The organism is Lentilactobacillus sp. TOM.63, assembly GCF_030361045.1.
Classification (GTDB): Bacteria; Bacillota; Bacilli; order Lactobacillales; family Lactobacillaceae; genus Lentilactobacillus; species Lentilactobacillus dabitei.
In genome coordinates, this window is sequence record NZ_JAUCAP010000093.1 from 1 (window position 1) to 8,503 (window position 8,503).

The following is an 8,503-nucleotide window of genomic DNA, read 5'->3' on the forward strand; positions in this document are numbered from 1 at the left end:
CCTGTAGAATACAGGAATCAAGCCATGGTAGCTTAAATCAATATCTAAACTTGTCTAACTTTTCTGTTGCACTTCAAAATTAGGATTCTAACTGGTGAGCCTGTTTTATAAATGCATTAAACGACTTTTCGTCACACTAGTGTTTCATAAACTTCAGCACGAACAACTCGAACAATAATTCGGGTGACCGACTTGTCGACTTCATTTCCTTTTCAGTCTCAATCAAGCCAATATAGGCATCCCGCAGCTGGTCATACTTAAATTGCCTGACCGTCTGCATGGCCAACTTCACGCGATAGGGATGAACCTTGAGCGCCGATGCCAAGTTTCCCTGCGAGTAACCGTGCTTCTGTAAGATCATCACTTGAAGCAACAAGCGAAATTGTTGAACCAATACGGCGTTAATCCTAATTGGTTCGTCGTTTTCCAAAATTAATTGCTGGTAGATGTCCATGGACTGCTTGGCATTTTTCTTCAGCACCATATTCACCAAATCAAATACGTTTTGTTCCATCGATCGGCTGACTAGGCCATTTACCGAATCGATATTGATAACTTTTGTGTCATTGTTGTAAAGGCATAATTTGGGCAGTTCCCCCATCATTGAGGTCAACTTGACACCGGTCAGTTGCATCATTCTATCCAGTGCATCGGGGTTAATCTTGAAACCTTTACTTGTTACCCGCTCAGTCACTAAATGCTTGATTTCAGCTTCACGCAACTTGCCAATTTCAACTATGGTCGCCACTTTTTTCAGTGCTTTGGTTATTTTTTTGCGTGCATCTAATTTTTCATACGGCGCGAAAATAACCATGATAGTTGACTGTTCTGGATGCTTTAAATAATCTTCAAAATCGTCCGTGTTCTGGTCAACTTTGGTCTTAACCTTCTTCCCAGTCAAAAAGTACGGCCGGTTAATCATCACTAATCGGCGTTCGCCAAAGAACGGCACCGAAATGGCGTCCTCAACGGCAGCCGAGACAACAACATCTTCCATGTCGTAATTGCCAATATTCATCGATCGTTCCTCTTCTGGAATCAGGTCAACAAACATGTCTTTAATCTGTTGGGAAAGGTATTCCTGATCGCCTAAAATCAGATAAACGGTGGCGGGATGCTCCTTATCAAACTGTTTTTTGAATTTTGAAAAATCCATTACAAGTTCCCTTCATGTTCATTTAATGTGGTTTCAAAATGACCGGAATTGTGACGATATACATATCTTACCATACCTTGGGTCTGCGTATTGTAGATCATCATCCCCGCTCGTTTCAAGGTTTCTAGCGTTTCAACATTGGGATGATGATAGCGATTATTTCTTCCGGCCAAAATTAAGGCAATCTTCGGTTTGATGTGCGCAACAAACTGCGGGTCTGAAGCCGTCTTACTGCCATGATGACCAACCTTGAGCACATCGACATGAAGCTCTGAATGACGGGAAATGGTGTCCAGTTCTCCCGGCCGATCCAGATCACCTGTAAACAGCCAGCTCAAGCCACCAATCGTTGCCCCCAGTACCATTGAATCATGATTTTCACCCAGACCCGGTTCGTAAGGATGATAAATGGATAATGGCAACCCATTGACTCGCATCTCATTGTTAACTGGTAATACACGGGTAGCCCGATGACGCCCTTCAATTCGTTTCATAAAATTGGGGTTCTTGTCCATCCCCAACGGAATTAAAATAGTCCCAATCTGCATTTCTTGAATGTACGCTGGCAAGTCCCCACAGTGATCAGCATCCTGATGGCTGACACACAAGTAATCAATCCGGGAAACGCCAATACTTTTCAAGTAGTTAATCGACAAGCGTTTCGCCTGATAATTTTTCACCCCACGCTGCCATGACTGGGTGCTGAAGTCCACTTTACCACCGGTATCAATCAGCGTCACAGAGCGATTCATTGGTGCCCTGACGAGGAAACTATCCCCTTGCCCGATATCAAACATTGTAATTTCGCCGGTAAGTGGGAAATGAATCACCAGAAAAGTCCCAACATAAAGACAACCCAGCCCAATTATTAGTCGTTTATGATTAACTTTTTTAAGGACCAGACAAAACGTTAATAGTAACATCGCGATCACAACCACTAAACTGGGTTTGCCAAAAATAATCAATCCAGGCAGCGTACTGATCCAATTGAGACCGTCATTAAAGGCCTTTAACCCGAATTCTACGAGTAATACCATCATTGGCAGCACCTTCCCAGCGATAACGCCGAAGATCACCAACGGAAAAATCACTTTTCCAAATAATGGCAACACAATGATATTCACGGCCACACTTAACAGATGCCACTCATATACGTGATAAAGCAGAATTGGTAGTGTCAATAGATTCAGTAACACCGTTTGCTTTACATAGGACAAGCCATCAGACACAATTAATCCCAGTGACAACCCATAGCTCAGCTGAACCCCCATCAAAAACATGGCTTCAGGCATCAAGAAGAGGTTAATCATCAGGCACAGGCTCCAAATGTCCAGTCGAGACAGCCGGATTTGGAGTAGTCGATTGAAGATTGCAATTACCGCCATCACGACGGCGCGAAAAAGTCCTGGCGAACCACCAGAAAAAATAAAGTAGGCAGCAATACATACCAACTCAATGCCGGCTTTCCCATATTTAGAAAGCGGTAACCACGCAAGAAACTGATTGAGAATTGCCAAGAAATAATAAACGTGCATCCCCGAAATGCTAAACACATGCAGCAACCCCAGCTTCTTAACGCCAGTCATCTCATCAAAAAAATCGGTTTGACGACTGCCACTAATGAGCCCCATCGAATAGATTTGTAATGTTTTCGGCAGGGTTTCACAATAGTGATTAAATTGGCACCGTAACCGATGAATTCGGTCGACCATTGTCAATTGCGGACTTGGCCCCAAAGAGTTGATTTCATCAATCACCACGGCTCTGGCAATCTTTTGATGATGGTAATACTGCCGCATATCAAATTGGTTGACGTTGGTTGCGGGGTTAAAATCGGCCACTTTACCGCTTATTCGCAGCAAAATCGGCTCATTGGATTCCAATAGCTGGCGTTTCTGTTGCTGGGTCTTGAAGCGGCCATAAAAAACGAACTTGTGAGCATCACCCGTCAATTTGCCAATATAGCTAAAGCTGGCCCCATTTGTTTTCACCATATCCGGATAAACTTTCAACACTTGATTTTCTAACTGATCTGGTAAATCAACTTTTAGCTTCGAATTAATGCTCGTTGAAGTCACAATGAAGCCCAGAGAAACACCAATCGTCATCACCAGCAACCCAACATTTCTGAGTGCTAGTAACCGAACTGCCAAAGCAATGAGCAAGATAATCCCAATGATTTTATTCCCAAACAAGGCCATACTCAAGAAGAGCATCGCCAGTGATGGCATAATTAACCAATTTCTAATTCTTAGTCAGATAAATAGGCCCTAAATGGAATTCGATCCATATCAGACTGAGTTAATTCAATTTTATTTAATGCAATATCTTTTAATTTGATGAGCCTTTGGGCGTATTCATCATTGTGATAGTTCCTAAGGTAATTAATTTTGCGGATACCAGCCTGCAACAGCATTTTGGTGCACTGAAGACAAGGAAAATCCGTCACGTAGATCTCTGCGTTGTCCGTACTTTCACCGAATTTCGCGCATTGCAAGATCGCATTCATTTCGGCATGAATCGTTCTGACACAATGACCATCCAACAGATAGCAACCGACATCGATACAATGGTCATCACCGGCAACTGAGCCATTGTAGCCACCTGCAATGATCCGCTTGTCTCGAACGATCACGGCGCCGACTGATAGCCGCTCACAGGTACTCCTGGAGGCAAGCAATACTGCCTGCATCATGAAATATTGATCCCATTTGATCCGCTTATCCATAGTTTCACCTTCCATGATGTAAATCATATCTCAAAAACGTCATCTGGGCTACACACAGATTGAAGATTTTAAATTTGCGAAGGTTTTATCACCAAAGCCGGGAACATCTTTCAACTCCTCAATTTTTTTGAATTGGCCATGAGCTTGGCGATAAGCAATGATTTGATCAGCCTTCTTGTCACCTATCCCACTGAGTTCTTGCAGCTTGGCTTTATCCGCCGTATTCAAGTTGATTTGTTGCCCACTTTGGGCATCAGAAGTTCCCTCAGCTGAACTCGTTGCTTCTGCCGCGGTGTCGCCACCACTGGCCGGAGCTTGAGGAGCTGTCGTCGTTGTCACTGGTGCCCCCTTCTCACCGCGAATTGGGACATAAATCACCTGCTGATCACTCAATTTTTGCGCGAGGTTAATTTGTTTCTTGTCCGCAGAACGATTATAGCCACCGGCCAAATTGATCGCGTCAACTACCCGCATATTGGCATTGATTTGATAAACGCCGGGATTCTTAACCGCTCCCTTAACGTCCACGTACATCTGCTGAGCCGCAGCACTGCTGGATGCCATCGGTCGCGTACTCTCCTGAGCTGTCGATTGCGACGTCGCTTGCCCACTCTGAGACGCCGTTGATTCAACCGCACTGGCATCGTCCATCGTTTGCTTATCACCATGGCTGATCAACAAGCCACCAATTACGAACATAAACACCACAATGATTCCAACCAACCCGATCAATACTTGATAAAGATATTCATCAATAAACTCACGTATCCTATTCATACTGTTCCTCCCTTCTATCTTTTATATACGAAAAAAAGGACTAGAATTATCTAATCCTTTATTGCTTTTCTAAAATTTTGACTGCTTGAGAAAAAGTTTGAACCGGAATGACTTTCATGTTCGGGGCATATTTCTTCGCAGTTTGTTTGGCTAATTGGTAATTGGTTTTATGACCAGGCTCTAATTTCAAAATTTCTTTAGTTGGTTTGATGTACGGTGCCAAGAAAATCTTTGCGCCGTGCTTTTTAGCCGTGATAATCTTTTTATCGATCCCGCCAATTTCACCGACATTCCCAAAGCCATCAACGGTCCCGGTTCCGGCAACTTTTTGCCCGTGGCGCAGATTTTTGTTTGTTAATTGACTGTATATCTGCAGTGAGAACATTAATCCGCCTGAGGGGCCGCCAACATCGCCTGGGTTCACTTTGATTGGAATATTGGTTTGGACCTTCACATCATCGGTCAAAGTAATCCCAATTCCTGCCCGATGCTTGGCAATCATAATCAGTGGTGCCGTTACTTTATGGAGATGGCCGTTTCGCCGAAAAGTCACAGTAAGTTGCTGACCAAATTTTTGCTTTTTAACATAGTTCACAAAACCGGTTGAACTCTTGAAACGATGACCGTCGATTGATTCGACAACATCACCAACTTGTAATTGATGACGGAATTTTGACTTCTTTTGAATATCCAAGACATAAATGCCGCGGTAATCCAACTTAACTTCCTTGTGGGCATGTTTGTAGGCTGTGTAGATTGCTTGGCCAATCGAGCTTTCCATGTAGAAATGCTGGACCTTGTCATATTCCTGCATATCTTGCCCAGCAGTGACACTCGCATCCGAAACCACTGAATAATATGGGCTTAATTTAGCGTACAAATACGTCACTGGCCGCGCTTTGGCAATGCTGACCGACATCAGCATGAATTGCCCCTGATATTTATCAGGATGATCCTTAATTGAGACAATCTTGCTTAAATTGGAAGCATCCCCAGGCCCTTCTATGTAGTTTGGCAGCGGCCAGAACAGTCCTGCCAGAACGATCACAAAAACAACCGCCCCTAGCAGGTACCGTTTGAGCTTGGAATTTTTCATTGTTTTCCCACTTTTCTAAAGGTATTTATTTTTAAGTGCATTTGCAGCCTTGGCAGGCAAAAATTTCGAAATGTCACCATGAAACTTGGCAATCTCTTTAATCATGCTTGATGAAAGATCTCGGTAATCAGCAGCCGTTGGAATGAAAACCGTCTGAATATGTGAATCCAGTTTTTCATTTAAGCCGGCAATCGCCATTTCTGAATCCAGGTCGGAACTTCCACGGACACCTCTCAATAGGACAGTTGTCCCAAGGCTTTTAGCAAGTTCAACCGTTAATTCATCAGAGATCATGACCTCAACGTTATCGAGATCGGCCAAGGCGTCTTTGGCAAACTCTGCCCGCCGTTCAGGGGTGAACGTCGCCTTTTTATGGGTATTAATACTAATCGCAACATACACTTTGTCAAACACCCGGCTCGCCCGCTGAATCACGTCAACGTGACCTAAAGTGATCGGATCGAAACTGCCTGCATACAAAACCGCTGTCATGTCGTTACTCCTTACCAAATCGATAGATCGTTAAATTTGTTAATCCATAATTTTTTTGCTTGATCGCTTCAAACATGCCGTGAGTTGCCGGTAAGTCAGTTTGGTTATCCGTCTCACAGATAATGATCGCATCGTCATTTAGTAACCCCAGCTCAAACAAACTGTCAATCGTGGCGATGATCCGTTGCTTTTTATAAGGCGGATCCAAAAAGACCATATCAAACTTTTGTTGGTTATCTGCCAGTTGCTTTAATACGGTTTCCGCATTTCCTTTGATAATGTCAAACTGATCAGCGGCATGAATCTTTTCAACGTTTTCTTTGATTGCCTTGATCGCTTGAAATTGCTTATCCACCAAAATTGCTTTGGTCATCCCACGAGAAACGGCTTCAATGCCAACGGCGCCGGAGCCCGCGAACAGGTCAAGAAACGCCCCACCGTTGTAGTAAGGACCGGTCATACTAAAGAGCGATTCCTTGACTTTATCCGTGGTTGGCCGCGTTTTATCACTTTTGACGGGTGTTAACCGAATGCCACCATATTTTCCAGATACAATTCTCAATCTACTAACCTCATCTTAAAAATCTTCATCAAACGAATCATCATCCTCAACCGAATTCTTGCCCTCAACCTCACTCACAAGCTCGTTCAGGTGAGACGGGACCACTTGTTTGACATAGCCTTCGGATGTGAGCTTCTTCGTTACTTCTTCTTGCTGATCCTTGTTCACATACAACAGGGCATACCTCATTCGCTTTGACACGTAGTAGAGGCGGCCGAATTGTTTTAAGCTTCTTGAATGTTTAACTGAATGTAAATACACAATTAAACCGATTGTCGGTTGAATTTCAAATGCCAAATTGACATCTCCTTTGAAACCTAATTGGTAGTAGCTTGCAACGCTCGCCGGGCTTCTCGTTGCCGGTTAGAAACATTTAATACCAGCCCGAGGCAAAGCGATAACGTCAAAATACTGGAACCACCGTAACTAATGAACGGGAAAGTCACCCCAGTAATTGGCAAAGCACCGAGGACCCCGCCCATATTAAATAATGTCTGAATGGTTAGATAGGTCGCAACGCCATAACAGATTAAGCTTTGATACGTGCTGTTACTCCGAATGCCAAGTAGAACCGTTCTAGCAATAATGAACGTTAATAAGGCCATCACGCAAATCGCCCCGATGGCGCCTAATTCTTCGGTTAGAATTGACATGATGAAATCAGTATTGGGTTCTGGTAGGTAACCCGTTTTTTGGACACTATTTCCTAAACCAACGCCGAACAGACCGCCGTTACTAATCGCATAATAAGAATTGACCAGTTGCTGACCCGCTCCAGTTGCGTGACCGAACGGATTTGTAAAGGCAATAATCCGTTGGAGTTGGTATGAATTGGAGAACATACTGCTCTTAGACATCGGCACTAAAATGAAATTAATGGCTGCGTAAACCAGCACCACGCCGCCAAATAAGAAGGAAACTGCCTTCTTCCAAGAAATCCCGCTGGTCATGAAGATTACAAATACAATTGCAAAATTGATTGCAGCGCCACCAGCATCAGGCTGAGCAAAAATCAAGATAATCAAGATTCCACACCGCACCATCGTCGGCCAAAGTTGGCCCCACCAATCTGCGGCAGACCGCGTAATGATATCTTGTTTGGCATCAATGATATTTGCCAGCCGGATAATTAGAAAAAATTTGACGAATTCAGCTGGCTGCAGGCTAAATGGGCCAACCCGAATCCAACTCGCAGCCCCATTAATTGTGGCCCCAAAAGCCAATAACCCGACTAAAACCACAAAGAAAATGATTTCTAACGAAGACAAAAATTGTTTATTCCTCAGTTTAGAGAGTTTAAATCGACTCATCAAGACGACAATGATCACGCTCAGAATAACGTAAAATAGTTGCTTTTTAAAGTAGCTAAGTGGACTACCGCCGTTTTGGATACCAATATTGGCACTAGCTGAATATACCATAATAATTCCGATCACCGACATGATGATATACGGAATAAATAGAAAATAATCTAAATTCTTAAAACGAGACATTGGCTCCACTCCACTTTTCCACTTGTTTATGTATCCACATCGAACTTCATTATATCATATCTATCTCTTTGAAATGACTGAAGTTCGAGTGGTCAAAAAAGAGGACCGAAGTATACCCGAAGGTGACCTATACCCCCAAAGTTAAAGTAAAAACTTTAGCTTTGGAGGTATTTTTTATGACTAAGATTTCAAAAGAAAC

9 protein-coding genes are annotated in these 8,503 nt (G+C 43.3%); all 9 read right to left on the bottom strand.

Going from position 1 to position 8,503, the window contains the following annotated elements:
• Nucleotides 1–136: 136 nt before the first annotated feature.
• Genes holA through QUF07_RS12495 form a run of 9 tightly spaced genes read right to left on the bottom strand, consistent with a single transcriptional unit; the run spans nucleotide 137 to nucleotide 8,304 of the window.
• On the bottom strand, nucleotides 137–1,156 hold the full coding sequence (gene holA, locus QUF07_RS12455) for a DNA polymerase III subunit delta (RefSeq protein ID WP_289427677.1): 1,020 nt from the start codon (nucleotides 1,154–1,156) through the stop codon (nucleotides 137–139).
• Nucleotides 1,156–3,387, bottom strand: a complete 2,232-nt coding sequence (locus QUF07_RS12460) for a DNA internalization-related competence protein ComEC/Rec2 (RefSeq protein WP_289427679.1) — start codon at nucleotides 3,385–3,387, stop codon at nucleotides 1,156–1,158. Before QUF07_RS12460 ends, holA begins: the two co-directional genes overlap by 1 nt.
• Before the next feature lie 20 nt (nucleotides 3,388–3,407).
• A complete protein-coding gene (locus tag QUF07_RS12465; RefSeq protein ID WP_249778397.1) occupies nucleotides 3,408–3,884 on the bottom strand; it encodes a ComE operon protein 2 in 477 nt (158 codons plus the stop codon).
• A gap of 48 nt (nucleotides 3,885–3,932) precedes the next feature.
• Complete coding sequence (locus tag QUF07_RS12470) at nucleotides 3,933–4,661, bottom strand: helix-hairpin-helix domain-containing protein (protein ID WP_217161582.1); 729 nt, start codon at nucleotides 4,659–4,661, stop codon at nucleotides 3,933–3,935.
• Between the two features lie 58 nt (nucleotides 4,662–4,719).
• Nucleotides 4,720–5,757 carry a SepM family pheromone-processing serine protease gene (locus tag QUF07_RS12475; RefSeq protein ID WP_217161584.1) on the bottom strand — a complete coding sequence of 346 codons (1,038 nt, stop codon included), beginning with the start codon at nucleotides 5,755–5,757 and terminating at the stop codon, nucleotides 4,720–4,722.
• A gap of 15 nt (nucleotides 5,758–5,772) precedes the next feature.
• Nucleotides 5,773–6,249, bottom strand: coding sequence for a pantetheine-phosphate adenylyltransferase (gene coaD, locus QUF07_RS12480; RefSeq protein ID WP_217161586.1), 477 nt, complete (start codon nucleotides 6,247–6,249; stop codon nucleotides 5,773–5,775).
• 4 nt (nucleotides 6,250–6,253) lie between these two features.
• Nucleotides 6,254–6,811 (bottom strand): 16S rRNA (guanine(966)-N(2))-methyltransferase RsmD, encoded by a 558-nt coding sequence (rsmD, locus tag QUF07_RS12485; RefSeq protein WP_217161588.1) that lies wholly within the window; start codon nucleotides 6,809–6,811, stop codon nucleotides 6,254–6,256.
• A gap of 15 nt (nucleotides 6,812–6,826) precedes the next feature.
• Nucleotides 6,827–7,108, bottom strand: a complete 282-nt coding sequence (locus QUF07_RS12490; protein WP_054748702.1) for a DUF2129 domain-containing protein — start codon at nucleotides 7,106–7,108, stop codon at nucleotides 6,827–6,829.
• A 20-nt stretch (nucleotides 7,109–7,128) separates the two neighbouring features.
• The gene (locus tag QUF07_RS12495; RefSeq protein WP_289427681.1) at nucleotides 7,129–8,304 is read right to left on the bottom strand and encodes an FtsW/RodA/SpoVE family cell cycle protein; all 1,176 of its coding nucleotides are present in this window, start codon (nucleotides 8,302–8,304) and stop codon (nucleotides 7,129–7,131) included.
• Between the last annotated feature and the right edge of the window lie 199 nt (nucleotides 8,305–8,503).